The 24,864-nt window shown below is 68.7% G+C and carries 25 protein-coding genes and 1 pseudogene; 7 read left to right on the top strand and 19 right to left on the bottom strand.

The features are described 5' to 3' along the window. Nucleotides 1-27 precede the first annotated feature (27 nt). Complete coding sequence (locus tag ACZ50Z_RS03495) at nucleotides 28-489, top strand: hypothetical protein (protein ID WP_464482287.1); 462 nt, start codon at nucleotides 28-30, stop codon at nucleotides 487-489. 117 nt (nucleotides 490-606) lie between these two features. Continuing rightward, nucleotides 607-1,554: a PPE family protein gene (locus ACZ50Z_RS03490; RefSeq protein ID WP_464482286.1), complete on the top strand. Its 948-nt coding sequence runs from the start codon at nucleotides 607-609 to the stop codon at nucleotides 1,552-1,554. On the opposite strand, the gene ACZ50Z_RS03485 is transcribed toward ACZ50Z_RS03490, so the two are convergent. From ACZ50Z_RS03485 to dxr, 13 genes and pseudogenes are all read right to left on the bottom strand, one after another. Next, complete coding sequence (locus ACZ50Z_RS03485; protein WP_464482285.1) at nucleotides 1,526-2,305, bottom strand: 3-oxoacyl-ACP reductase; 780 nt, start codon at nucleotides 2,303-2,305, stop codon at nucleotides 1,526-1,528. The two genes, ACZ50Z_RS03490 and ACZ50Z_RS03485, sit on opposite strands and share 29 nt — an antisense overlap. 3 nt (nucleotides 2,306-2,308) lie before the next feature. Continuing rightward, nucleotides 2,309-3,673, bottom strand: a complete 1,365-nt coding sequence (locus ACZ50Z_RS03480; protein ID WP_464482284.1) for an aldehyde dehydrogenase family protein — start codon at nucleotides 3,671-3,673, stop codon at nucleotides 2,309-2,311. Between the two features lies 1 nt (nucleotide 3,674). Continuing rightward, entirely contained in the window at nucleotides 3,675-4,436 is a 762-nt protein-coding gene (locus tag ACZ50Z_RS03475) for a gamma-glutamyl-gamma-aminobutyrate hydrolase family protein (protein WP_464486074.1), read from the bottom strand. Beyond that, nucleotides 4,402-5,837, bottom strand: a pseudogene (locus tag ACZ50Z_RS03470) (glutamine synthetase family protein). Before ACZ50Z_RS03470 ends, ACZ50Z_RS03475 begins: the two are co-directional and overlap by 35 nt. Before the next feature lie 20 nt (nucleotides 5,838-5,857). Then, complete coding sequence (locus ACZ50Z_RS03465) at nucleotides 5,858-6,409, bottom strand: alpha/beta hydrolase (RefSeq protein ID WP_464486073.1); 552 nt, start codon at nucleotides 6,407-6,409, stop codon at nucleotides 5,858-5,860. Between the two features lie 141 nt (nucleotides 6,410-6,550). After that, complete coding sequence (locus tag ACZ50Z_RS03460) at nucleotides 6,551-8,071, bottom strand: cobyric acid synthase (protein ID WP_464482283.1); 1,521 nt, start codon at nucleotides 8,069-8,071, stop codon at nucleotides 6,551-6,553. A gap of 79 nt (nucleotides 8,072-8,150) precedes the next feature. Continuing rightward, the gene (gene map / locus ACZ50Z_RS03455; RefSeq protein ID WP_464482282.1) at nucleotides 8,151-9,008 is read right to left on the bottom strand and encodes a type I methionyl aminopeptidase; all 858 of its coding nucleotides are present in this window, start codon (nucleotides 9,006-9,008) and stop codon (nucleotides 8,151-8,153) included. 31 nt (nucleotides 9,009-9,039) lie between these two features. Continuing rightward, nucleotides 9,040-9,624 carry a DUF1707 SHOCT-like domain-containing protein gene (locus ACZ50Z_RS03450; RefSeq protein ID WP_464482281.1) on the bottom strand — a complete coding sequence of 195 codons (585 nt, stop codon included), beginning with the start codon at nucleotides 9,622-9,624 and terminating at the stop codon, nucleotides 9,040-9,042. 151 nt (nucleotides 9,625-9,775) lie between these two features. Then, nucleotides 9,776-11,590 carry a penicillin-binding transpeptidase domain-containing protein gene (locus ACZ50Z_RS03445; protein WP_464482280.1) on the bottom strand — a complete coding sequence of 605 codons (1,815 nt, stop codon included), beginning with the start codon at nucleotides 11,588-11,590 and terminating at the stop codon, nucleotides 9,776-9,778. A 170-nt stretch (nucleotides 11,591-11,760) separates the two neighbouring features. After that, the gene (locus ACZ50Z_RS03440; protein WP_464482279.1) at nucleotides 11,761-12,615 is read right to left on the bottom strand and encodes a GNAT family N-acetyltransferase; all 855 of its coding nucleotides are present in this window, start codon (nucleotides 12,613-12,615) and stop codon (nucleotides 11,761-11,763) included. A 49-nt stretch (nucleotides 12,616-12,664) separates the two neighbouring features. Continuing rightward, a complete protein-coding gene (gene ispG, locus ACZ50Z_RS03435; protein WP_464486072.1) occupies nucleotides 12,665-13,813 on the bottom strand; it encodes a flavodoxin-dependent (E)-4-hydroxy-3-methylbut-2-enyl-diphosphate synthase in 1,149 nt (382 codons plus the stop codon). A gap of 17 nt (nucleotides 13,814-13,830) precedes the next feature. After that, on the bottom strand, nucleotides 13,831-15,054 hold the full coding sequence (locus tag ACZ50Z_RS03430) for a M50 family metallopeptidase (RefSeq protein WP_464482278.1): 1,224 nt from the start codon (nucleotides 15,052-15,054) through the stop codon (nucleotides 13,831-13,833). A gap of 19 nt (nucleotides 15,055-15,073) precedes the next feature. Beyond that, nucleotides 15,074-16,285 (bottom strand): 1-deoxy-D-xylulose-5-phosphate reductoisomerase, encoded by a 1,212-nt coding sequence (gene dxr / locus ACZ50Z_RS03425; protein ID WP_464482277.1) that lies wholly within the window; start codon nucleotides 16,283-16,285, stop codon nucleotides 15,074-15,076. Nucleotides 16,286-16,405: 120 nt separating this feature from the next. On the opposite strand from dxr, the gene ACZ50Z_RS03420 reads away from it, so the two are divergent. Further along, entirely contained in the window at nucleotides 16,406-16,660 is a 255-nt protein-coding gene (locus ACZ50Z_RS03420; RefSeq protein ID WP_464482276.1) for a DUF2631 domain-containing protein, read from the top strand. Between the two features lie 98 nt (nucleotides 16,661-16,758). Here the strand turns inward: ACZ50Z_RS03420 and rlmN are convergent, their stop codons facing one another. From rlmN to pyrH, 4 genes are all read right to left on the bottom strand, one after another. Continuing rightward, the gene (gene rlmN, locus ACZ50Z_RS03415) at nucleotides 16,759-17,853 is read right to left on the bottom strand and encodes a dual-specificity RNA methyltransferase RlmN (protein ID WP_464486071.1); all 1,095 of its coding nucleotides are present in this window, start codon (nucleotides 17,851-17,853) and stop codon (nucleotides 16,759-16,761) included. Nucleotides 17,854-17,886: 33 nt separating this feature from the next. After that, complete coding sequence (locus ACZ50Z_RS03410; RefSeq protein ID WP_464482275.1) at nucleotides 17,887-18,831, bottom strand: phosphatidate cytidylyltransferase; 945 nt, start codon at nucleotides 18,829-18,831, stop codon at nucleotides 17,887-17,889. Between the two features lie 32 nt (nucleotides 18,832-18,863). Next, nucleotides 18,864-19,421, bottom strand: a complete 558-nt coding sequence (gene frr / locus ACZ50Z_RS03405) for a ribosome recycling factor (RefSeq protein ID WP_225325563.1) — start codon at nucleotides 19,419-19,421, stop codon at nucleotides 18,864-18,866. A 121-nt stretch (nucleotides 19,422-19,542) separates the two neighbouring features. Further along, nucleotides 19,543-20,340 carry a UMP kinase gene (pyrH, locus tag ACZ50Z_RS03400; protein ID WP_464482274.1) on the bottom strand — a complete coding sequence of 266 codons (798 nt, stop codon included), beginning with the start codon at nucleotides 20,338-20,340 and terminating at the stop codon, nucleotides 19,543-19,545. 326 nt (nucleotides 20,341-20,666) lie between these two features. Here pyrH and mbp1 point away from each other — a divergent pair, with 326 nt between their 5' ends. Continuing rightward, entirely contained in the window at nucleotides 20,667-20,906 is a 240-nt protein-coding gene (mbp1, locus tag ACZ50Z_RS03395; RefSeq protein WP_464482273.1) for a microaggregate-binding protein 1, read from the top strand. Between the two features lie 205 nt (nucleotides 20,907-21,111). After that, nucleotides 21,112-21,810 carry a winged helix-turn-helix domain-containing protein gene (locus ACZ50Z_RS03390; RefSeq protein ID WP_464486070.1) on the top strand — a complete coding sequence of 233 codons (699 nt, stop codon included), beginning with the start codon at nucleotides 21,112-21,114 and terminating at the stop codon, nucleotides 21,808-21,810. Between the two features lie 30 nt (nucleotides 21,811-21,840). On the opposite strand, the gene ACZ50Z_RS03385 is transcribed toward ACZ50Z_RS03390, so the two are convergent. Both ACZ50Z_RS03385 and ACZ50Z_RS03380 read right to left on the bottom strand, forming a co-directional pair. Further along, a complete protein-coding gene (locus ACZ50Z_RS03385; RefSeq protein ID WP_464482272.1) occupies nucleotides 21,841-22,779 on the bottom strand; it encodes a lysophospholipid acyltransferase family protein in 939 nt (312 codons plus the stop codon). A gap of 100 nt (nucleotides 22,780-22,879) precedes the next feature. Beyond that, the gene (locus tag ACZ50Z_RS03380) at nucleotides 22,880-23,458 is read right to left on the bottom strand and encodes an MPT63 family protein (protein WP_464482271.1); all 579 of its coding nucleotides are present in this window, start codon (nucleotides 23,456-23,458) and stop codon (nucleotides 22,880-22,882) included. Nucleotides 23,459-23,764: 306 nt separating this feature from the next. On the opposite strand from ACZ50Z_RS03380, the gene ACZ50Z_RS03375 reads away from it, so the two are divergent. Both ACZ50Z_RS03375 and ACZ50Z_RS03370 read left to right on the top strand, forming a co-directional pair. Beyond that, a complete protein-coding gene (locus ACZ50Z_RS03375; RefSeq protein WP_464482270.1) occupies nucleotides 23,765-23,941 on the top strand; it encodes a hypothetical protein in 177 nt (58 codons plus the stop codon). An 80-nt stretch (nucleotides 23,942-24,021) separates the two neighbouring features. After that, entirely contained in the window at nucleotides 24,022-24,861 is an 840-nt protein-coding gene (locus ACZ50Z_RS03370; RefSeq protein ID WP_464482269.1) for an SDR family oxidoreductase, read from the top strand. The last annotated feature ends 3 nt before the right edge of the window (nucleotides 24,862-24,864 follow it).

Here is a 24,864-nt window from a genome sequence, read left to right as displayed (position 1 = left end):
GGTTTCACGCGGTACATTCGGCGCACTGTGTTGTTCGGGGTTGGCGATGAAACTCGGCGGTGGCAGCGGGCCATCGCCGTCGCCGCAGCGCTCGGTGTGTTCGCCGCCCTGGTCGCCGGTTCGTCACTGCGGCCCCAGTTCGCCGCGTCCGTCCTGCCGGAGCCGGCGGCCTGGTCCGGCGCAGCGCCGTCGGCCGGCGCGCACGTGCTCCCGCAGGTCCCCTACTCGGCCGTCAGCCGGCCGGCGCTGAGCGCACCGCGGTCGTCGGCTCCGGCGAACAAGACCAACACAAAGCCGTTCCACAGCATGTGGATGACGAAGGAACGGCCCCTGACCTGGAATCGTTTGTCACCCCAATCGACTCTGTCACCGAAGCCGATGGCGTTCAGCCCGGTGCGGGTAGTGCCCTACGACGCCCAACCCCGGGCTCCCGCAACCGTTCCCGCCGACCGAGATACCTTGACCCGGCTCTGCATCGCCCGCGTCTGATCGCCGCACGCAGCGCATCCGCGCGAAAAGGGCTTGTAACCGCCGTGTCTATCTCGTGAAGGACGCCCCCATGTCTTCGGGTACCACCCACACCGCCCTCCCCAGGAGGAGGCTGTAATGGATTTCGCGACGCTCCCCCCGGAGATCAACTCCGGGCTGATGTATTCGGGTCCCGGCGCGGCATCGATGGTCCAGGCCGCCGCGGCGTGGGACAAGCTCGCCGCATGGCTGTGCACCGCGGCCGCCGACTACCGGGCGGTGACCACCAAGCTGGCGGCGCAATGGGAGGGCCCGGCGCCCTCGGCGCTGGGCGAAGCCGCCGCACACTACATCGACTGGCTGGACGCCAACGCCGCACGAAGCCAGCACGCGGCCGCCCAACTCAGTGCGGCGGCCGGGGCGCACGAGGCGGCGTTCGCGGCGACGGTGCCCCCACCGGCGATCGCCCGCAACCGCACGCGACGGATGTCGCTGGTATCGGCGAACTGGCTGGGACAGCACAGCGCGGCGATCGCCGACGTCGACACCGAATACGACGCCATGTGGGCACAGAACACCGGCGCCATGTACGCCTACGCCACGGCCGCCGCCGGCGCGGTGACGATGACCCCGTTCACCCCTCCGCCCGCCAACCCCGGTGCACCTGTGGACACCTGGCCGCTGAAGGCGGCGCCCGAGGTCATGTCGACTGCCCGCCACGTGATGTCGGCCATTCCCGGCGCCCTCAAGCACCTGTCGTCGGCGTCGCAGACCACGTTCGAGGCGTCCCTTTCCTCGGTGACACCGTCGCTGTCGAAACTGAATTCGCTGACCGCGCCGTCGGATTTCGCGATCGGCCACCTGAATTCGATGAACAAGGCGGCGGCACTGCGAACACTGTTTCCCAAGCCGGCCGTCGTCACCGGCGTCACCGCGCGCCGCGGCCGCGGGGCGCCACTGGGCGTGCTGTCGGTGCCGCGCACCTGGGCGACGGCCGCGTCCGGCGCCCAGGTGCCGGGCACGGACCGCGCCGGCATCCGCGCGCTGAGCAGGGCGGCTAGAGCGGAGTCACGTAGGCCGAGCTGATGCCGCCGTCGACCATGAACGTCGACGCCGTGATGAACGACGCGTCATCGCTCGCCAAAAATGCGACCGCAGCGGCGATTTCACCGGGGTCGGCGAAGCGACCCACCGGCACGTGCACCAGCCGGCGCGCGGCCCGTTCGGGATCCTTGGCGAAAAGCTCTTGCAGCAGTGGGGTGTTGACCGGCCCCGGGCACAGAGCGTTCACCCGGACGCCCTGCCGGGCGAACTGCACCCCCAGCTCCCGCGACATGGCCAGCACCCCGCCCTTGGAGGCGGTGTAGGAGATTTGCGATGTCGCCGATCCCAGGACGGCGACGAACGACGCCGTGTTGATGATCGAGCCCCGCCCCGCGGGGACCATGTGCCGCAACGCCGCCCGGCAGCACAGGTACACCGACTTCAGGTTGACATCCTGGACGCGTTGCCACGCGGGCAGTTCGGTGTTCTCGATGAGGTCGTCGTCGGGGGGTGAGATTCCGGCGTTGTTGAACGCGATGTCGATGCGGCCGTAAACGTCGGCCGCGGTATCGAACAGCGCATTGACCGCGTCCTCGTCGGCGACGTCGGTGGTCACGAACAGACCGGACAGCTCGTCGGCCGCGGCGGCGCCCGCGTCGCCGTCGATGTCGGCGACCACGATGGTGGCACCCTCGGCGCGCATGCGCCGCGCCGAGGCCAACCCGATGCCGCCGCCGGCGCCCGTGACGACGGCGACGCGGCCCGCCAACCGTTGGGTGAGATCGACCGCCACCACCTAATCCTCTCCGATCGCGATGAAGACGTTCTTGGTCTCGGTGAAGTGCAACGGCGCATCCGGGCCCAGCTCGCGGCCCAGGCCCGACTGCTTGAAGCCGCCGAACGGGGTGTTGTAGCGCACCGACGAGTGCGAGTTGACCGACAGGTTCCCGGCGTCGACCCCGCGGGACACACGCAGGGCTCGGGACAGATCGTTCGTCCAGATAGATCCGGACAGACCGTAGGCGGTGTCGTTGGCCAGCGCGACGGCGTCGTTCTCGTCGTCGAAAGCCAGCACCGTGACCACCGGGCCGAAGATCTCCTCGGTGACGCTGCGGTCGGTGCGCTGCGGGGTGAGAACCGTTGGCGGGAACCAGAATCCGCGGCCGTCCGGCGCGGTGCCGCGAAACGCAACCGGGGCGTCGTCGGGCACGTACGACGCCACCTTGGCGCGGTGCGCGGCCGACACCAGCGGACCCATCTCGGTGCCACGGGACGCGGGATCTCCGACGACGACGCTTTTGACGGCGGGTTCGAGCAACTCCATGAAGCGGTCATAGACGCTGCGCTGCACCAAAATCCGGCTGCGAGCGCAGCAGTCCTGCCCGGCGTTGTCGAACACCCCGGCCGGTGCGGTCGCGGCGGCCCGCTCCAGATCGCAGTCGGCGAACACGATGTTGGCGCTCTTGCCGCCCAGCTCCAGGGTCACCCGCTTGACCCGGGCGGCCGCGCCGGTGAGCACCTTTTTGCCGACTTCGGTGGAGCCGGTGAATACGATCTTGGCGATGTCGGGGTGCGTGACGAACCGCTCCCCGACCACCGGGCCCGGCCCGGGCAGCACCTGGAGCAGGCCGTCGTCCAGCCCGGCCTGCGCCGCCAGCTCGCCGAGGCGGATGGTGGTCAGCGGCGTCGCCTCGGCCGGCTTGATCAGCACGGCGTTGCCCGCGGCCAGCGCCGGCGCGAAGCCCCAGGAGGCGATGGGCATCGGGAAGTTCCACGGGGCGATCACACCGACCACGCCCAGCGGTTCGTTGAAGGTGATATCCAGGCCGCCTGCCACCGGAATTTGCTTGCCGGACAATCGTTCCGGGCTGGCGGCGTAGTAGTTCAGGACGTCGCGGACATGGCCGGCCTCCCACTCGGCCGACGCGACGGGATGCCCCGAGTTGGCGACCTCGAGGGCCGCCAGCTCGTTCAGATGGGCGTCGACCACGGCGGCGAAAGCCCGCAGCCCTTCGGCGCGTTCGGCCGGGGAACGCCGCGCCCACCGCCGTTGCGCCGCCCGCGCCCGGCCGACCGCGTCGTCGACGCCCGCGGCATCGACGTGCTCGACCGAGCCCAGCACGTCCTCGGTCGCGGGATTGATCAGTTGCGTGGTGCTCACGTCACCGCCCCGCATACGACCGGGCCGCGTCCACGATCGCGGCGAACAAACGCAAATCCTCCAGCGATTGTTCCGGATGCCATTGCACGGCAAGCACAAACCGGTCCCCGGGGAGTTCCAGCGCCTCGACCACCCCGTCGGGATCGGTCGCGCTGACCACCAGTCCGTCCCCGACCCGGTCGATGGCCTGGTGGTGATAGCACGGCGCGTCAACGGTGTCCCCCGCCAACGCGGCCAGCCGCGTCCCCGCCACAATGCGCACCGGCAACCGGGTGAACACCCCGTTGCCGGCGCGGTGCCCGCAGTGCCCGAGCACGTCGGGCAGGTGCTGGTGCAGCGTGCCGCCGAGCGCGACGTTGAGCACTTGTGCGCCGCGGCAGATCCCGAGCACCGGCAGGCCCCGGTCCAGCGCGCCGCGCAACAGCGCGAATTCCCAGGCGTCGCGGTCGGTGCGGGGTTCGTCGGTCGCCGGATGCGGTTGCTGGCCGTAGCTGGCGGGATCGAGGTCATAGCCGCCGGTGATCACCAGCGCGTGCAGGCCGTCGAGCACCGAGCTGACGACCTCGGCGTCCGCCGGTTGCGGGGGCAACAGCACGGCGATCCCGCCGGCCTGAATGATGCCCTCGAAGTAGTCGGTGGGCAGATATCCGGCGGGGATGTTCCAGATCCCGGTCTGCACGTGCTCGAGGTACGTCGTCAGGCCCACGACCGGGCGGCTTGGAACCGGACTACAGGCGTTCAAATCCACGCATCCTCTCCCAATCGGTGACCGCCGCGTTGAACGCCGCCAGCTCCACGCGCGCGTTGTTCAGGTAGTGGGCGACCACGTCGTCGCCGAACACCTCCCGCGCGAGCGTCGAGCGCTCGAAGGCCGAAGCGGCCTCGGCCAGGGTGGCGGGCAGCCGCTCGACGCCGGGGGCTTGATAGGCATTGCCCGGGTAGGGCTCCGGTGGCTCGAGACCCCGTTCGATACCGTACAGCCCGCCGGCGACGATCGCCGCGACCGCCAGATAGGGGTTGACGTCGCCGCCGGGCACTCGGCACTCGACGCGGGTGTTGCGCCCGTGGCCGACCACCCGCAGCGCACAGGTGCGGTTGTCCAGCCCCCAGGCCAGCGCGGTGGGCGCGAAGCTTCCGTCGGCGAATCGCTTGTAGGAGTTGATGTTCGGCGCATAGAACACCGTGAAATCGCGCAGGGTGGCCAGCACGCCGGCCAGGAAGCTGCCGAATGTCGTCGACATGCCGTGCGGGCGACCGGCATCGGCGAACACCGCGGCGCCTTGCGGGTCGCGTAGCGAGAGGTGTATGTGGCAGCTGTTGCCTTCTCGCTCATCGTATTTCGCCATGAACGTCAGGCTCTTGCCGTGCTGATCGGCGATCTCCTTGGCACCGTTCTTGTAGATGACGTGGTTGTCGCAGGTGACCAGCGCCTCGTCGTAACGGAAGCCGATTTCCTGTTGTCCCCTGTTGCATTCGCCTTTGATGGCCTCGAATTGCATTCCCGCGCCGGCCATCCCGCGCCGGATGTCGCGCAGCAGCGGCTCCATGCGCGTCGAGGCCGCGATCGCATAGTCGATGTTGTAGTCACTGGCCGGGGTCAGCCCGCGGTATCCGCTGGCCCACGCCTGGCGGTACGGGTCCGCTGGCTCGGTCACGCGGCGATCAGCCCGCGGTACGGGTCGTCGAACACCATGAATTCCAGCTCGGTCGCGACGTCGGCGATCAGCCCGCGCCGGGCCAGCCGGTCGAGCTGGCGGCCCAGGATGGCCCGCGGCGACACGGCGACCGGGCTGCCGTCGGCCCAGCCCACGTCGGCGATCACCAGCGCCGTACCGGGCAGCCAGGGAATGCGCCGCAGGGTGGACAGGTCGGGCGTCAGCACCATGTCGCCGTATCCGGTGTCCCAACTCGACAGCGCGTAGCCACTGACGGTGTTCATGTCGACGTCGACCGCCAGCAGATAGCCGCAGCATTCGGCGCCGCGCGCCGCCACCTCGTCGACGAACAGTTGCGCGGCCACCCGCTTGCCGACCAGGCGTCCCTGCATATCGGCGAACGCCACGATGACCGTGTCCACCGCGCCGCCGGCCACCAGCTGCTGCAGGGCGGTCAGCGAGAGCATCGCGGCGTTCGGGTCGGTCACGGCGCCATCTTCGCAGGCCATGACCGCTAGTCAACCAGGCGCTACCAGGTGCTGGTGCGCAAAATGATCTCGGCGGCCAATTGCGCCGTGGACTCCTGCACGGTGCGCCGGCCCAGGTGCACCACCCGGTAGTCGGCGTAGACGTACTGCTGGCTGGCCTGGGCCACCGAGCGGGCGGCCGGCGAGCTGACCAACACGGTGGTGCCGATCTCCACCGGCGGGCAATGCCCGTCGCGGATGGCGCCGTCACGATCGCCGGCGCGTGGGTGCCCACGGTCGATCACCACGAGTCCGACGAACCGACCCAGCCGGGTCGCCGTCAATTCCCACGCGAGGTCGCCGCCGGCGCGGTCGCCCATGACCACGGCCCAACCGATTCCCAGCGCGTCGAGAATGCCGATCACCGACTTGGGGGTCAGCCGTGGGTCGAAGCCGACCACGACCGTCCGCAGCGATGCGGTGTGCAGGCGCTCGCAGACCGCGTCATACGCGGCGGGGGTGCGCTCCTCGTCGCCCAGTATGACGACGACGACGCCCGTCTCCGGACCGGCCACCACGACCGGAACCGGGAACCCCTCCAGGGTGGTCATCATCGAGGACACCCAAGCACGCTACAGCCAAACGGCATGCGTGCGCGACGATTCTGCGGCATGTGATACAGGGACACAGTTTCCACCGTCATCCTATGACGGCACGTCAACAGCGACGTTCACATCGCGAGGTCGGCGAATGCCCTACGGGCGCAACCGACTTGCGAGATACGGCCGCGTCGGGGGCGGACCGTGCAGCAAACCCAGGACGGCGTCGACGTCGAGATGGGCGGCCAGCAGGTCGGCCGCGAGGTCGAGTTGGGCGTCGCGGCGCGCGGCAACATTGGTGGCGTCGTCGACCACGAAGCCGCCTCGGCCCGCCGCGTCGGCGACGCCGGTGAGCCAGGCGCGCCGGAAGTCGTCGTTGTCGAGCAAGCCGTGCCAGTGCGTCCCAAAAACCGCGCCGCGCACCACACCTTGCGGTTGCGAATCGGCGCCGGCGTCGAACCAGGTTTGCTCGGCGCAGCGGCTGACCCGACCGTGATGGATCTCGTATCCGCTCAGGGGACCGTCGATCCCACGTTGCCAGCGGCGCAAGGTCTTGGCCGGATCGAAGGCGACGTCGGCGTCCAGCAATCCCAGCCCCGGCACGTCGCCGGCGCCGGACTCCACCGTGTCATCGATACGCCGGCACAGCATCTGAAATCCCCCGCAGATGCCCAGTACCGGCTTGCCGGCGCGCGCATGCGCCGTGATCGCCTCGGCCAGGCCCTGCTCGCGCAACCAGGACAGGTCGGCGACGGTGGCCTTGCTGCCGGGAATGACGATCAGGTCGGCGTCGGCCGCGTCGGCGGGATCGGCGACCCAGCGCACCAACACACCCGGTTCGCAGGCCAGCGCCTCGATGTCGGTGGAGTTGGAGATCCGCGGCAGCCGGACCGCGGCCACCCGCAACCACTCGCCGCCGCGCGGCGGCGCGGGCGTGCCGATGACCCGCTGCGCGATTACCGACAGCGAATCCTCGGCGTCGAGCCACAACTCCTCGGCATACGGCAGCACCCCGTAGGTGGGCCGGCCCGTCATGGCCTGCAGCTGGCGCAATCCCGGCTCGAGCAGGACGGGATCGCCCCGGAATTTGTTGACGATGAAACCCGAGATCAGCGCCTGGTCGTCGGGCTCGAGCACCGCGACCGTGCCGAACAGGTGCGCGAGCAGGCCGCCGCGGTCGATGTCACCGACCAGGACCACCGGCAGGTTGGCCGCCCTGGCCAAACCCATGTTGGCCAGATCGGTGGCGCGCAGGTTGATTTCGGCGGGAGATCCGGCACCCTCGCAGATCACCGCATCGAAATCGCTGCGCAAGCAGGTCAATTCGTCAAGAACGATGGACGCGAGTCGATCACGGTGTCGCACATAGCTTTTCGCGCTGACCGACTCGGCGACCCGGCCCTTGATCACGAGTTGCGAGGTGCGGTCACTGCCGGGTTTGAGCAGGATCGGGTTGAACCGCACGCTGGGTTCCAGGCCGGCCGCGCGGGCCTGAATCGCTTGGGCCCGGCCGATTTCGCCGCCTTCGACGGTGACCACGGAGTTGTTGGACATGTTCTGCGCCTTGAACGGGGCGACCCGGGTCCCGCGGCGCGCGAGCAGCCGGCACAGCGCGGCGACCACCACCGATTTGCCGGCGTCGGAGCTGGTGCCGGCGACCAGCAGGGCCCCGCTCACCCCCTTGTGGCGAGCAGACGCAGAATCGCATGGTTTTCCTCCGCGAAATGCGATTCTCTGTCTGCTCGCGGCGGGAACGTCATGGCAGCGTGAGGATTTCGACGCCGGTATCGGTGACCAGCAGGGTGTGCTCGAACTGCGCGGTCCACTTGCGGTCCTTGGTGACCACCGTCCAGCCGTCGTCCCAGATCTCGTAGTCCAGGCCGCCGAGGTTGATCATCGGTTCGATGGTGAACGTCATGCCCGGCTGCATGATGGTCGACACGGAAGGCTGGTCGTAGTGCAAGACGACCAGGCCGTTGTGAAACGTGGTGCCGATGCCGTGACCGGTGAAATCGCGAACGACGTTGTAGCCGAACCGATTCGCATACGACTCGATGACGCGGCCGACGACCGACAGGGCGCGCCCGGGCTTGACGGCGTTGATGGCGCGCATCGTCGCCTCCCGGGTTCGCTCCACGAGCAGCCGGTGTTCTTGCGCGACGTCGCCCGCCAGGAAGGTGGCGTTGGTGTCGCCGTGCACCCCGTCGATGTAGGCGGTGACGTCGATGTTGACGATGTCACCGTCGGCGATCACCGTCGAGTCGGGGATGCCGTGGCAGATGACCTCATTGAGCGACGTGCAGCACGACTTCGGGAAGCCCCGGTAGCCCAGCGTCGACGGGTAGGCACCGTGGTCGACCATGTATTCGTGGGCGATCCGGTCGAGTTCGTCGGTGGTGACCCCGGGCGCGACGGCCTTGCCCGCCTCCACCAGCGCGCGCGCCGCAATCTGGCCGGCGACCCGCATCTTCTCGATCACCTCGGGGGTCTGCACCCACGGCTCGCTGCCCTCCTGGGCCGTGGCCTTGCCGACGTATTCGGGGCGCGGGACGCTGCCGGGCACCGGCAGAGTCGGGGACAACTCGCCGGGGGAAAGCGCGGTGCGGGCGGGCATGCGACCAGCTTAACCGCGGGCCCCCGACCGATCAGAGCCGCTGGCGGCGCAACAGCGAGCGGCGCGGTCCCCGGATGATCACCGAGCCGCACACCACCCGCCCGGTAAGCATGACGTGCGGCCTGCCCTCACCGGGCGGGTCTTTGCGGCGGTCGCTGGCGCTGCCCACGTAGACCTCGACGTCGTCGATCGACGCGCTGGCGCCGTCGGGCAATCGAATCTCGACCGAGCCGAAGCGCATGTCCAGTTCGACGACCACCACCGGCCCGGCGAACCGGGCCTTGGTCAGATCGAGTTCCACCGAGCCCAGCCGGCGCACCAGCGCCAGGCGGGTGGGCACCGTCCATTCGCCGTGCCGCCTCAGCGAACCCGCCCAGCCGCGCAACTCCACCCGGTCGGCCGCCGAGGTGACGATGGCGCCCGGGCCCGGCAGATCGCCGACCAGGCCGTCAAGCTCCCCGCGCGTACGCGCGTAAGACACTTGCGAGGAGCGCTGCTCGAACTCATCGATGTCGATCAGGCCGAGCGCGACGGCGTTGTGCAGTCGCCGCATCGTGCCGTTGCGGTCGGCGTCGGAGACGCGCAACGCCACCATGTCGCCGCCGGTATCGGTCATGCTCGCAATTTACCGCCGATGCGGCCCGGCGCTAGGCCAGATGGCGCCGGCCCGCCGCACCCGGCGCCACGCGCCGCGCTTGCGACCGGCGCTAGGCCAGATGGCGCCGGCCCGCCGCACCCGGCGCCACGCGCCGCGCTTGCGACCGGCGCTAGGCCAGAAAGTCCCGCGGCAGCGATTCGAGCATCACCTTGGTCATCCGGACCGCGTACTCCGAGCTGCCGCCCCCGACGATCAGCGCCGCGAACGCCAGATCGCCCCGGTAGCCGGCGAACCAGGAATGCGACCCGCCGGGGAACTCGGCCTCGCCGGTCTTCCCGTACACCTCGCCGCAGCCGGCGATCTCCTTGGCGGTTCCGTTGGTGACCACCAGCCGCATCATCGGCCGCAGCGCGTCGACCATCTTCGGGCTGATCGGCGTGGCGTCGCCCTGCACGGCCGTCTGCCGGCCCGCGATCAGTAGCGGCACCGGCGTCTTGCCGGCGGCGACCGTCGCCGCCACCATTGCCATCCCGAACGGGCTGGCCAGCACCTTGCCCTGGCCGAAGCCGTCCTCGGTGCGCTCGGCGAGGTCCACCGTCGGCGGCACCGACCCGGTCACTGTGGTGATGCCGTCGATTTGATAGTCCAGCCCGATCCCGTAGCGGGCGGCCGCCTGGGTCAGGCCGCGCGGGGGCATCCTGCTGCTGAGCTCGGCGAAGGTGGTGTTGCACGAACTCGCGAACGCCCGCGACATCGGCACCACCCCGAGATCGAAGCCGCCGTAGTTGGGGACGGTGCGGTGCCCGATGTCGAGGCGGCCCGGGCAGCCCAGCATGGTGTTGGGGGTGGCCATGTCGCGTTCGACCGCCGCGCCGGCGGTGACCATCTTGAACGTCGACCCCGGCGGGAACAGGCCGGTGGTGGCCGGCAGGCCGTCGGCGTCGGCGCCCGCGTTCTGGGCGATCGCGAGGATCTCGCCGGTCGAGGGCTTGATCACCACGATCATCGCCTTGCCGCCGCGGGTGTCCACCGCATGCTGAGCGGCGTTTTGCACCGCCCGGTCCATGGTGAGCGACACCGACGGGGCCGGTGACCCCTCGACCTCATGCAGCACTTCGACTTCGACGCCGTTCTGGTTGACGCTCACCACCCGCCAGCCGGCTTCGCCGTCGAGCTGGTCCACCACTGCCTTCTTGACCGCGGAGACGACCGCGGGCGCGAAATGCGGGTCGGTGGGCAGCATTTCGGGCTGGGGCGTGACCACGATGCCGGGCAGCCGGCCGATCGCCGGGAACACCTTGTCGTTGTCGTCGGGGTGCAGCGTGACCCCGAGGTCCACCGGGCGGGGCGTCGAGCTGGCTTGCTCGGCGAGCAGCTGCGGGTCGTTGAGCGCATCGTTGAAGGGGTGCAACACGTCGACCACCGCGTGCGCCGTGCCGATCAGCGCCGGTCCGGCCTGAGTGGCATCCAGGGTGTAGTGGTACAGGTAGCCGGGCACCAGCACGTCGCTGCCGCCGAGTTCGTTGACCGAGGCGCGACGAGGGCGATCCGCGCGCAGCGCGAACGTTTGGTGCTCACCCAATTTGGCGTGCAGCGCGGTGGTGGTCCAGCGCACCCGCCAGCGGCCCTCGTCGCGCGCCATCTTCAGCTGGCCGTCGTAGCTCCAGATGCGGTTTTTGGGCAGGTGCCAGGCGAAGCGATACCCGACCGTGCCGGTGTCCTCGGCGTACTTGGCGTTGAGGACCTGCGCGTCGAGGTGGGTCGCCTGCAGGCCCGACCAGGCGGCGTTGAGCGCTTCGCGCGCCTCGTTCGGGCTGTCGCTGAGCTGGGCGGCCGTGGCGGTGTCCCCGACCGCAAGAGCGCGGAAGAACTTCTCCGCGGCCGGGCCCGGGCCATCGGGCCGCGGCGTGCAGCCGGACAGGGCGATGACCGCGACGAGCAGCAGGCCTGAAACGGATGAGGCCGCTGTTGTTCTAGTTACCATCGGTGCTGATGTTATGAGCTGCGCCCTGAACAGCGGCGCCGCCACACCGAGACCGAACCGTTATGCGTGGTCACCGGGGCGCTTCCGCGCCGTTTCGCTGCCGAATGTGCGGCCAGCCGCCTGTTCGCCCGAGTGTGCGGCGGCCCGCACCCTCGCGCCGGACAGGGCAGCTAGTCGAGCAGCACCGTCGCGAAGGTGCCGATCTCGGCGAAGCCCACGCGGGCGTAGGCGGCGCGCGCCACCGCATTGAAGTCGTTGACGTAGAGGCTCGCGGTCCGCCCGCTGCCGACGATCACGGCGGCGACCGTTGCGGTGCCGGCGGTTCCCAGGCCCAGGCCGCGCCACTCCGGGTGCACCCACACCCCCTGGATTTGGCCCACCCCCGGCGACTGCGAACCGACCTCGGCCTTGAAGACGACCTGACCGTGCTCGAACCGCGCCCACGCACGACCGGCGGTGATCAGGCTGGCCACGCGGCGCCGGTAGCCGCGACCGCCGTCCCCGATCCGCGGGTCCACGCCCACCTCGCCGATGAACATGTCGACGGCCGCCACCAGGTAGGCGTCCAGCTCCTCGGGCCGGACCTGGCGCACGGCGGTGTCGATGTCACAGCTCGGGTAGGTGGACAACGCCAGCAGCGGCTGGCGGTCGCGCACATCGCGGGCCGGCCCCCACGCCGCCTCGAGCCGCTCCCACATCGGCATCACCAGGTCGGCTCTGCCGACCAGCGAGGAGCAGCGCCGCGTCCCGCGCATGGCCTCGTCGGCGAACGCGCTCAGATCGCCCGGCGCGCCGCGCAGGGGGATCAGGTTGGCGCCGGCGAAGCACAGCGATTCCTCGGCTCCCCGCAGCGTCCACAGTTCGCCGCCGATGGAATTGGGGTCGATGCCATGGTCGGCCACGCGGGCGGCGACCATGCACGAGGCGACGGGATCGTCCTCGAGCACCCGCCAGACCGCGGCCGCATCACGCACCACGGACACCCGACGCTCGCCGACTAGGCGGAAAAGGGGCGGAGCCGACATGTGGCGAACTCTCTGTGGTGCGAACTCAGGGCCAGGGCGCTGGCCTTTATCAGCTTACGGTCACAACCGGCGAACCGCTCGATGTTGTGTCCGGTCCGTGATCGCCACCCATCTCGGCGGCGATGCGCATGGCCTCCTCGATCAGCGTCTCGACGATCTGCGCTTCGGGCACGGTCTTGATCACCTCACCGCGAACGAAGATCTGCCCCTTGCCATTTCCGGACGCGACGCCGAGGTCGGCCTCGCGGGCCTCCCCCGGACCGTTGACGACGCAGCCCATCACGGCGACCCGCAGCGGAACGTCGAGACCGTCCAGGCCCGCGGAGACGGCGTTGGCCAGGGTGTAGACGTCGACCTGCGCGCGACCGCACGACGGACAGGACACGATCTCGAGCCCGCGCGGGCGCAGGTTCAGCGACTCGAGGATCTGGATGCCGACCTTGACCTCTTCGACCGGCGGCGCCGACAGCGACACCCGGATGGTGTCGCCGATGCCGCGCGACAGCAGCGCGCCGAAAGCGACGGCGGACTTGATGGTGCCCTGGAAGGCGGGGCCCGCCTCGGTGACGCCGAGGTGCAGCGGATAGTCGCACCGTGCGGCCAGTTGCTCGTAGGCGGCGACCATCACCACCGGGTCGTTGTGCTTGACGCTGATCTTGATGTCGCCGAAGCCGTGCTCCTCGAAGAGCGAGGCCTCCCACAGCGCGGACTCGACCAGCGCCTCGGGCGTGGCCTTGCCGTACTTCTCCAGGAACCGCTTGTCCAGCGAGCCCGCGTTGACGCCGATGCGGATCGGGATGCCGGCGGCCCCGGCGGCCTTGGCGACCTCGCCGACGCGGCCGTCGAATTCCTTGATGTTGCCCGGGTTCACCCGCACCGCGGCGCATCCGGCGTCGATGGCGGCGAAGATGTACTTCGGCTGGAAGTGGATGTCGGCGATCACCGGGATCTGGCTGTGCCGGGCGATCTCGGCCAACGCGTCGGCGTCCTCTTGACGCGGGCAGGCCACGCGCACGATGTCACACCCGGCCGCGGTCAGCTCGGCGATCTGCTGCAGCGTGGTGTTGACGTCATGGGTCTTGGTGGTGCACATCGACTGCACCGAAATCGGGTGGTCGCTGCCGACCCCGACGTCGCGGACCATCAATTGGCGCGTTTTTCGCCGGGGTGCGAGCGTGGGCGCCGGGGCGTCGGGCATGCCCAGGCCGACGGCGCTCACTGGAACAACCTGATCGGGTTGACCAGATCGGCGGTCACGGTCAGCAGCATGTAGCCGACCACGAACACCAGCACGACGTACGTCGCGGGCATGAGCTTGAGGTAGTTCACCGGCGCGGCCGCGACCATGCCCCGGGCCGACCGGACCAGGTTGCGGACCTTTTCGAACATCGCGATCGCGATGTGCCCGCCGTCGAATGGCAGCAGCGGCACCAGGTTGATCGCCCCCAGGATGAGGTTCAGCTGGGCCAGGAAGAACCAGAACGCCACCCACAGGCCGTGGTCGACGGTGTCGCCGCCGATGATGCTGGCTCCGACCACGCTCATCGGCGTCTGCGGGTCGCGCTGGCCGCCGCCGATGGCGTGCATTAGCGCCCCCACCTTGGTGGGAATCGTGACAAGCGCCTTGCCGACCTCGACCGTCAAATCCCCGGCGAAGGTCAGGCTGCCCGGGATGGCCGAGAGCACCCCGTAATGCGTCGGGCCGGTCCGCACGGCGCCGATGCCGATGGCGCCGACCGTCGCGGCTTGCGGTTGACCGCCCTGCCCGTCGGCCCCGTTGGTGAGGTAGCGCTGCGTGGGCGTGACGTTGACATAGGTGGTGATGGCGGTGCCGTCCCGCTCGGCGACGATCGGGACGTTGCCGTGCACCTTGCGGATGGCCGCGGCCATCTCCTCAAAGGTCGACACCGGGGTGTCCCCCACCTTGACGATGACGTCGCCGGGGCGGATTCCGGCCAGCGCAGCGGGCCCGGGCCCGCTGCAGTCCGCGATCTTGCCGGGAGCCACTTCCGGTGCTACACAAGCGGTTTCGCCGACGACCGCCTTGGTGGGCGGGTGCAGGTCAGGCAGGCCCCAGATCAGCGCGATGCCGTAGAGCAGCACCAGGCAGATGATGAAGTTCGCGCCGGGACCGGCGAACAACACCGCGATCCGCTTCCACGCCGCCTGCTTGAACATGGCGCGGTCGGTCTCGTCGGGCGCCAACTCCTCCACCGAGGTCATGCCGGCGATGTCGCAGAATCCCCCGAGGGGCACGGCTTTGAGACCGTACTCGGTTTCACCGCGGCGGGTCGACCACAGCGTGGGGCCGAAACCGACGAAATAGCGGCGCACCTTCATGCCGGTGGCGCGCGCAACCCACATATGGCCGCACTCGTGCAGGGCCACCGAGATCAGGATGGCCAGTGCGAACAGCACAATGCCGATGACGAACATCATTAGGCTGCGAGGACCTTTCTCACACCGCTCCGGAGGCTTTGACCGACAAGTTGGCGGGCTGCACTTGTGCGACGACACGCTGCGCCCGTTCCCGTGCCCAGCGCTGCGCGTCGAGTACCTCATCCACGGTAGCGGGTGGAACGGCCCATCGGTCGGCGGCGTGCAGCACGTCGGCGATGGTTTTGACGATGGCGGGAAATCCGATGCGGCCCGCGAGGAACGCCTGCGCCGCCTCCTCGTTGGCGGCGTTGTAGACCGCGGTCATGCAGCCCCCGGCCTGCCCGGCGTGGCGAGCCAACTCGACGGCGGGGAAAACGTCGTTGTCCAGAGGCTCGAATTCCCAGCTAGATGCGGTGCTGAAGTCGCAGCAGGCGGCCGCCCCGGGTACCCGGTGCGGCCAGCCCAGGGCCAGCGCAATCGGCAGCTTCATGTCCGGCGGGCTGGCCTGCGCGATGGTCGAGCCGTCGACGAAGGTGACCATCGAATGAACAATCGACTGGGGATGCACGACCACGTCGATGCGGTCATACGGCAGGCCGAACAGCAGGTGGGTTTCGATGAGCTCCAGCCCTTTGTTGACCAGCGAGGCCGAGTTCAGCGTGTTCATCGGGCCCATCGACCACGTCGGGTGGGCACCCGCCTGCTCGGGGGTGACGCCCTCGAGCTGGGCGGCCGTCCAGCCGCGGAACGGGCCGCCCGACGCGGTCAGCACCAGCTTGGCGACTTCATCGGGGGCCCCACCGCGCAGGCACTGGGCCAGCGCGGAATGTTCGGAGTCGACCGGCACGATCTGGCCGGGCCTGGCGGCCCTGAGCACCAGCGGACCGCCGGCGATCAGCGACTCCTTGTTGGCCAGCGCCAGCCGGGCGCCCGACTCCAGCGCGGCCAGCGTGGGCCGCAGGCCCAGCGCACCCACCAGCGCGTTGAGGACGACGTCCGCCTCGGTCTCCTGCACCAGGCGGGTCACCGCGTCGGGCCCGGAAAACGGGATGCCGCCGGCCCGCTGCGCCGCGCGTTCGTCCGCGACGGCGATGTTGGTCACACCGGTGACGGCGCGCTGCTGCAACAGCGTGTCCAGGTTCGCCCCGCCGGCGGCCAGGCCGACCACTTCGAAGCGGTCCGGATTGGCTGCGATGACGTCCAGCGCCTGCGTGCCGATCGAGCCGGTGCTGCCCAGCACCAGCACGCGCACGCGGCCCAGGGTTTGCCCGTCGGGCGTCGGGTTGGTCACCCATTCATTGTGCCGCCCGGCACCGACGCGGGCCACGATGCGGCCGCGCCCGCCGGCCCGGCGCGGGGTTATGCCAGAATTTGGGTTCAGCAAGCCGATCCGATCCGAAAGGGATTCGCCGTGGCCAGTACCGAGGTCGAACACTTCACCGGCGTCGACTCCGTCGAGGTGCCGTCGGCTCGATGGGGCTGGAGCCGGATCAATCACCGGACCTGGCACATCGTCGGCCTCTGCATCTTCGGGTTCTTGCTGGCGATGCTGCGCGGCAACCACGTCGGCCACATCGAAGACTGGTTCCTGATCGGCTTCGCGGCGCTGGTTCTCGTCGTCCTGATCCGCGACCTGTGGGGCCGCCGGCGCGGCTGGATCCGCTAGCTGCGGGCGGCCCGCGCATCCGGCCGAACGTCGACTTGTGGAACGAAATCGCCGGTTTCGCCACAAACTAGTCGACGTTGGATGCTGACAGCAGGCAGCTACCCGTTCTCGAAGGCGAGCTGACCACACGCGGCGCTGATCTCCCGGCCTCGGGTGTCGCGCACCGTGCACGACACCCCCTTGGCGCGGACCCGCCGCACGAATTCCCGCTCGACCGCCTTCGGGCTCGCGTCCCACTCGCTGCCCGGCGTCGGGTTGAGCGGAATCAGGTTCACGTGCACCAACGGCCCGAGCGCGCGGTGCAGTCGCTGTCCCAGCAGATCCGCCCGCCACGGCTGGTCATTGACGTCACGGATCAGCGCATACTCCACCGACACCCGCCGCCCGGTGGTGTCGGCGTAATACCGTGCGGCATCGAGCGCCTCGGCGATCTTCCATCGGTTGTTGACCGGCACCAGCGTGTCGCGCAGTTCGTCGTCGGGCGCATGCAGTGACAGCGCCAGCGTCACCGCGAGTCCTTCGTCGGCGAGTTTGCGGATCGCGGGCGCCAGGCCCACCGTCGACACCGTCACCGACCGGGCCGAAATGCCGAAACCGTGGGGCGGCGCGGCGATGATGCGCCGCACCGCGGCCACCACCCGGGCGTAGTTGGCCAACGGCTCCCCCATGCCCATGAACACCACGTTGGACAGCCGGTCGCCGAAGTCGTCGCGCAGCGCCGCGGCGCCAGCACGCACCTGCTCGAGGATCTCGGCCGTCGACAGGTTGCGGCTCAAGCCGCCCTGACCCGTCGCGCAGAACGGACACGCCATGCCACAGCCGGCCTGCGACGAGATGCACACCGTATTGCGCTGCGGGTAGCGCATCAACACCGACTCCACGGTGACCCCATCGAGGGCCCGCCACAACGTCTTTCGCGTCTGGCCGGCATCACAGGCCACCTCGGAGGCCGCGGTGAGCAGGATCGGGAACATCGTGTCGGCGATCGCGTCGCGCAGCCCGGCCGGCAGATCGGTCATCTGCCGCGGGTCGGCGATCAGCCGGCCGTAGTACTGATGCGCCAACTGCTTGGCGCGAAAAGCGGGCAGGCCGAGCTCGGCGACGGCGGCCGCGCGGCCGTCCGCGTCGAGGTCGGCCAGGTGCCGCGGCGGCTTGCCGGGGCGCGGCTCGGAGAACACCAGTTGTTGGACCATGACCCGTCCAGTATCGGTCATGCCGCGACCGGCCTACGGAACGAGCGTCAACACCGTCCAGGCCGCGACCGCAGAGGGCAGGACGCCGTCGAGCCGGTCCATCAGTCCGCCGTGGCCGGGCAGCAGTCGGCCCATGTCCTTGATGCCGAGGTCACGCTTGACCTGTGACTCCACCAGATCGCCGAGCGTGCAGGTGAGCACCAGCACCACCCCCAGCAGTGCGCCCACCCACGGCGGTTTTCCGGCCAGGAACGTCGCGGTCAGGGTCGCCGCGGTGATGCCCAGGACCAGCGAGCCGGCCAGGCCCTCCCAGGATTTCTTCGGGCTGATCGCCGGGACCATCGGATGCTTGCCGAACAACACGCCGACGGCGTAGCCGCCGACGTCGGACGCGACGACCGTGATCATCAGGCAGAACACCCGACCCGCCCCGTCCGCGGGATACACCAGCAACGCGGCAAAGGACGCGAACAACGGCACCCACGCGGCGAGAAAAATGGTGGCCGACGCGTCGCGCAGGTAATTGGCCGACGCCGACCCGGGCGCGGGTTCGGGCGGTGTCCGGTTGTCCTGCATGAACAATCGCCAGAACAGGCACGCCACGACGGTGACGCCGAAGCCGGCCAGCGCGCCGGCGGCATGGAACGGCCAGGTCAGCCAGACGGTGAGCTGGCCTCCGGCCAGCAACGGGATGACCGGGATGACGAATCCGGCTTCACGCAACCGTCGAACCACCTCATGGGTGGCGACCAGGATGGCCATCGCGACGATCGGGACCCAGAAGCGGGGGGCGAACACCAGCGTGACGACCAGGGCGCCGCCGATGCCGGCGCCCACCGCGATCGCGGCGCGCAGGTCGCGTCCGGCCCGCGAGGTCTTCTTGGCCGGCTGCGGCGTCGCCGTGAAGGCCGGCTCCGGCTGGGCTGCGGACGCCGGCTCGTCGGGCGGGTTGCCTGCGCCGGAATCTGGGTTAGCCACGGGCCTGAGTCAACTTAGCTGCCGAGCGGTCGCTAGACCTCCAGCAGCTCGCCTTCTTTGTGCTTGACCAACTCTTCGATCTGGGTGGTGTACTGGTGCGTGGTTTTGTCCAGGTCTTTTTCGGCCCGGCCGACCTCGTCCTCGCCGGCCTCGCCGTCCTTGCGGATGCGGTGCAGCTCCTCCATCGCCTTGCGACGGATATTGCGCACCGAGACCTTGGCGTCCTCCCCCTTGCTCTTGGCCTGTTTGACCAGCTCCCGGCGGCGTTCCTCGGTGAGCTGCGGGACCGCCACCCGGATCAGGGTGCCGTCGTTGGTGGGGTTCACACCCAGATCGGAGTTGCGGATCGCAGTCTCGATCGCTCCCACCTGGCTGGCCTCGTACGGCTTGATCACCACGAGGCGCGCCTCGGGGACGTTGATGCTGGCCAGCTGCGTGATGGGGGTGGCCGAGCCGTAGTAGTCGATCACAATCCGGGAGAACATGCCCGGGTTGGCGCGCCCGGTCCGGATGGTCGACAGGTCGTCGCGGGCAACCGCTACGGCCTTCTCCATTTTCTCTTCCGCGTCGAAGAGAGCCTCGTCAATCATGTGCGCCGCTCCTCCTCATCACTACGTTCTGCATCGTCGCCGGCGCGAATCATGTGCGCCGCTCCTCCTCATCACTACGTTCTGCATCGTCGCCGGCGCGAATCATGTGCGCCGCTCCTCCTCAGGTGGTGACCAGAGTCCCGATCTTCTCACCCGCGACCGCCCGGGCGATATTGCCATTTGTCAGCAGGTTGAACACCAGGATCGGCATGCCATTGTCCATGCACAGGCTGAATGCGGTGGCATCGGCCACTCGTAGCCCGCGGTCGATGACCTCGCGATGACTGATCGCGGTGATCAATTCGGCCTCGGGGTACTGCCGCGGATCCGCGGAGAAGACGCCGTCGACGGCCTTGGCCATCAGCACCACCTCGGCGCCGATCTCCAAAGCCCGCTGCGCGGCGGTGGTGTCGGTGGAGAAGTACGGCAATCCCATGCCGGCGCCGAAGATCACCACCCGCCCCTTCTCCAGGTGACGCACGGCACGCAAGGGCAGGTAGGGCTCGGCGACCTGGCCCATCGTGATCGCGGTCTGGACGCGGGTGGCGATGCCCTCCTTCTCCAAGAAGTCTTGCAGCGCGAGGCTGTTCATGACGGTGCCCAGCATGCCCATGTAGTCCGAGCGGGTGCGTTCCATGCCGCGCTGCTGCAGCTGTGCGCCCCGGAAGAAGTTGCCGCCACCGATTACGACGGCGACTTGCACGCCGCCGCGGACCACCTCGGCGATCTGCTGTGCCACCAGTGCCACGACGTCGGGATCCAAGCCGACCTGGCCGCCGCCGAACATTTCGCCGCCAAGCTTGAGTAGCACTCGCGAATACCTGGCCCGGCTCACAGGCTGGCCGAAAGCCAGTCCATTCGTCGGCTCCTGCCTCGGAGCCGCCGGGCCGGCGACGTGGGGCTCCCTGGACTCCGTCATCAGACTCCTCGCATGAGAGTGCCATCCCGGGCGATCTCATCCGGAACGGCATTTCACATCCTGCCTCATCGCAGCACAATGCGGCGCCGGTGGGGTGCATTATGCGCACAGTTGGCGCGCGGGAGCGATTTTCGAGTCTGCCGGTACCGGATTACCTCGGCGGCGAACGCGGCGTTTGAGCCGCCGACGGCAGGGGAACCCGCTACAACGCGGTGACATATGCGGTCTTGAGCAACGAGGGCCGGATTCGCCGTATGACCGGATCGATCGCTCGCGATCGTTGAGCGTGGATCGCTCACAGTACGCCAACGAGGAGGAACGGATCCATGGCGGAAGAAAACAAGTCGGGACCCGCTGAAGCGGTGAAGGGCGTCGTCGAGGACGTCAAGGGTAAGGCCAAGGAGGCCGTAGGCGCGGTGGCCGGTCGCGATGACCTCACCCGTGAGGGTCAGGCGCAGCAAGACAAGGCCGAAGCGCAGCGCGACGCGGCGAAGAAGGAAGCCGAGGCTGAAGCCGCACGCGGCGGCGCCGAGGCGGCCGAGAAGCGCCAGAAGTCCAACCAGTAAGCCTGCTGGGAAAGATGGGTCCGGTCCATGAAAATGGGCCGGGCCCATCGACTTTCTGCAGGCTCAGCGGCCTGAGTTTGCATAGCTTTGCATAGTTTTCTGCCGAGCGGGTACACAGGCCTATCGCTGCCAGACATCTCGCGCGAGGTGCCTACGGTCCGGGGGGAACGCAGGGACCTCACGAAAGTTGGAGATGTCGTTGAACATGTCGATGGACATCGTGGTGCTCACCGACGAGGCTGATTTCGAGTCGGCCTTACCGGATTTGGCCACGTTCGCGCTCCCGGTGCGGGCGGCGCTGACCGCGCACCCCGACGGTCATTGCGCCACTGCCGACGTGGCGATCATCGACGCGCGCAGCAACATGGCTGCGGCTCAGGCGGTTAGCCACCGACTCGCGGCTGCCAATCCCGCGACGGCGGTGGTGGCCTTGGTCGCGCCGGAAGATTGCGCCGCGGTCGACGTCGATTGCAACTTCGACGACGTGATGCTGCCCGGCACCGGCGCCGACGAACTGCGGGCCCGGTTGCGGCTGGCGGTCGGCCGCCGCCGCGGAACGGTCGACGGCACACTGAAATTCGGCGACCTTCTCCTTCACCCGGCCAGCTTCACCGCGTCGCTGGACGGCCACGACCTGGCTCTGACACTGACCGAGTTCAAATTGTTGAATTTTCTTGTGCTGCATGCCGGTCAGGCATTCACGCGCACCCGGCTGATGCAGGAATCGTGCGGTTATGACACCAGCACCCGGGCCCGTACCGTCGACGTTCACATTCGGCGATTGCGCGCCAAGCTCGGAACCCGCCACGAATTCATGGTCGGCACCGTCCGCGGCGTCGGTTACCGGGCGGCGACACCCCCGCAACCGGAGTGGGTCGTCTCAAATCCTGCACTAACCACCTAATGCACGCGGCCGCAACCGATTTGACAGTCCTTATCCGAAGAACGGGAACGCGCGTTTGCGGGCAAGGGCATCCATACCTTCCTGGATGGAATCCTGCACCTCGTGGTATTTGCGGTCGATGTATTCCTGGTCGTCTACACGCGCGGGATCGTGGTCGAGTTCCACGGCGGGCATGAAGCGCGTCCTGATCTTGGCCGGCAGCGGCAGTTGGGGCAGCGCCGCCGGCGCGATACCCCACGGCAGCGAGATCGCGAGCGGGAACACCTTGAGCCGCAGCAAACGGTCTAGTTGCAACGCCTTCGACAGCCGATCGCCGCGGATCAGCACGGGCATGGCATCGGCCCCGCCGACGGTGGCGATGGGCACGATCGGCACCCCGGCCCGGATCGCCATCTTGACGAAGCCCGTCCGCCCCGCGAGGTTGGCGCGATCGCGCTCGGTCCACGGGCGCAGCGAGTCCACTTCCCCACCGGGCCACAGCGCGACGTCACGCCCCTCGGCCAAGGCGGTGGCGATCGCGTCCGGGGCGGCCGGGAGCACCCCCATCGACCGGAAATAGCGCCCGAACAACGGGATTGCCATCAACGCGTCATGGGCGGTGCCGTGCAGCGTGCGGTCCTGCCCGAACCGTCGCCACCATTGCAGACCGACCGTCCAGGCATCCCAGACGAACGGCGCTCCGGAGTGGATCCCGACCAGCAGCGCCGGCGGCGATTCCGGAATGTTCTCCCAGCCGTCGATCTCCATCCGAAACCAGTAGTCCACCAGCACATTCCACAGATACTTCTGTCGCTGCAGGGTGGCCTCGTCCTGGCCGGAGAGATCCCAACGGCCGGCGCGCTCGGCGACCCAGCCGCTCAGCCCGCCGCCCTGTCCGCTGCGCCGCTCTTCCATCGCCGCGCGCGTTTGTTCGGCGTTGCGCCGCGCTTGTTTGCGCACGCCCGCCGGCCTGTGGTCCGGGTTACTCATGAACGTTCGGGTACCCGGTTCGGGCACCCGCGATTCGCCAGATGAGAAAAACTCCCCGCACCGTGTGGGGTGCGGGGAGTTTTTACGGCCGATCAGGTGATCAGGCGCTGGGCGCGGGCGCCGGCGGGGCGCCGGGTGCCGGGCTGTTCGGCGCGCCGGGTGCCGGGCTGTTCATCGTCCCGGGCGCGGAGCCGCCCTCCATGTTCGACGTCCAGATCAGAATGTCTTGCATCCCGTCGTTGTAGACGACGCCGTTGGGGGGTGCGCCGGTCACGTCAAAGTACAGCGTGCCGGTCGACTCACTGCCCTGCGGGATCGGGGCGGGACTCAGCCCGTTCGGCGTCCCGACCTTGTCGATCACCCGGTAGTTCTGACCGTTGGGCCCGCGGGCGATGAAGTCGTTGACCATCGGGGTGACGAGGCCGGCCTCCGACCGAGCGCTGATGTCCGCCTGGTACAGCGTGCCCTTGGGTGTGTAGCCCGGGATGCTGACATTGCTCGGCTGCAGGTTGCTCACGGTGTAATTGGTGATCAGGGCGCCGTCGACGAGCTGTTCACTGGTGCCGAATCCCTGAATATTGGGTGGCGGCGAAGCCAAAGCCGGTGCCGCGGCGAAAACGCTCGCGGCCGCAATTCCGGCGGCGGCAACTGTCTTAACGGCCGTCTTGGTGACCTTCATTGTCCATTCCTTTCGTGACGCACAATCGCCCCCCGTCAAGGGCATGCAGATATAGGCAGCGAAATAGCCATCCGGGTAGGGCTTTAAACATCTACCCTTCCCAGGACGCCAATAGTCGGCCCGTTAGCTGGTGAAATGCGGCGGAATTCGCGGACAACAACTTTGGTAACAGTGGATAACATCTGCATCACCACTAACAGGTGCGTTCCCGATTAAGCCGTGCGCCGCCGGGTAATCGGTGCGCGACGGTGTTCCCGGCCCAAAGCGGGAACCGCGGCCGAGATATTCGCGAAGGGGGCGATCCGGGTGCAACGTGGCAACGCCAAGCACAGCTCACGGGAAGACGATGAGCTCAAGCACGAATTGGAAGGCACGGTTCGCGGCAATCGATCCAGCCGTAGCGAGGAGTGGCGCGACCCGGAGCCGCCGGCCGACGATGACCCGGATGTCCCGACCGCCGGGCCGTCCCGTCGCGAATCGTAAACGCGGGAAGCGGGACGGGCGTTTGCCCATACAGCTTGAGAATGGCACCGCGAAGTTTCGAGCAAGGCAAAGGAAATCACATGGGTTTTACCGCGCAACAACAATCCGTCCCGGGCGTGCAGGCCGAGATGGATCCAATTCCCGATTGTGGTGAAAACTCTTACCAGGGTTCGGGAAAACTCCTCGGCAAAAAGGCGATCATCACCGGCGGCGACAGCGGCATCGGCCGCGCCGTGGCGATCGCCTTCGCGCGCGAGGGCGCCGACGTGCTGATCGCCTATCTCAACGAGGACGACGACGCACGCGAGGTGGCCCGCTACGTCACCAATGCCGGGCGCAGATGCGTGCTGATGCCCGGCGATCTCTCCGATGCCGCCCACTGCCGCGCCGTCGTGGACCGGGCGGTGCAGGAATTGGGTGGCGTGGACATCCTGGTCAACAACGCCGCGTATCAGATGATGCACAAGAGCCTCGACGAGATCAGCGACGAGGAGTGGGACTACACCTTCCGGCTCAACGTGGGCGCGTACTTCTACCTCGCCAAGGCGGCCCTGCCGTTCATGAACGCCGGCTCGTCGATCATCGGCAGCTCATCGGTCAACTCCGATAGCCCCAATCCGACCCTGGCGCCCTACGCCGCGACCAAGGCGGCGATCGCCAACTTCTCCGCCAGTCTCGCCCAGTTGTTGGGCGAGAAGGGAATTCGGGTCAACAGCGTCGCCCCCGGCCCGATATGGACACCGCTGATCCCGTCGACGATGCCGCCGGACAGCGTGGAGTCCTTCGGCGACAACGTGCCGCTGGGGCGCGCCGGCCAGCCCGCCGAACTCGCCGCGATCTACGTGCTGCTGGCCTCCGACGACGCGAGCTACATCTCCGGGGCGCGGGTGGCCGTCACGGGCGGTCGGCCGATTTTGTAGGCG

The sequence above is a fragment of the Mycobacterium sp. NTMscope_MAC_269 genome (assembly GCF_976985695.1).
The sequence above is the reverse complement of the archived record's forward strand: the minus strand, read 5'-3'. Positions and strand labels throughout refer to the sequence as shown.